At 76.4% G+C, this 640-nt stretch carries 1 pseudogene; it reads right to left on the bottom strand.

What is annotated here, in order from left to right:
• Positions 1–640: pseudogene (locus CFP71_RS43020) on the bottom strand (PucR family transcriptional regulator); the annotation flags it as partial.

The raw sequence follows: 640 nt of genomic DNA, 5'->3' as shown, positions 1-640 counted from the left end.
CGTTGCCCGTGGTCCCGACCGCGACCACGGCGGGCGCGCCGGAGCGCGCCTCGTGGACGTCGCCGGCCAGTCGTCGCAGGACCGCCTCGACCCCCGCCTCCGGTGAAAGCGCGATCAGCGCGCGTACCTGCGTGTCGTCGCCGGCGACGAGCGCGGAGACCTTGGCGTGCCGGGCGGCGAGCACGGTCGCCTCGGCGAGTTCCCGCAGCAGCACCGGTGTGGACTGCGTGGTCTTGGCGGTCACCGTGATCCGGGGCCGCACGGCGACCCCGACCAGCAGGCGTCCCGTCAGCGGGACACCCAGCGCGGACGCCCGCGCGGTCAGTTCGGCGGGCGGCACCGGATTCGCCAGCAGTTCGGTCAGGATCGCGCGGTGCGCCTGGCGTTCGAGGCTGTCGGTGTCCTTGGCGACCAGGCGGTGCACCGCGAGAGCGGACGCGGCGCGCTCGGCGACCACGACGTGCCGGTGCGGCGGCGGATCCCCGCAGACGAGGACCAGCCGTCCCCAGTCGTGCCCGCGCGCGCCGACCACGGTGATCAGCCAGCCCGCGCCCGGGTGGAAGCCGGTCCGCTCGCCGACCTGCACCGGTCGCGACCGCGACGGCCAGCCGGGCAGCAGTTCGCCGGGGTCGGTGCCCGC

This window comes from Amycolatopsis thailandensis (assembly GCF_002234405.1).
Classification (GTDB): Bacteria; Actinomycetota; Actinomycetes; order Mycobacteriales; family Pseudonocardiaceae; genus Amycolatopsis; species Amycolatopsis thailandensis.
This window is presented reverse-complemented; position numbering and strand designations above follow the sequence as displayed.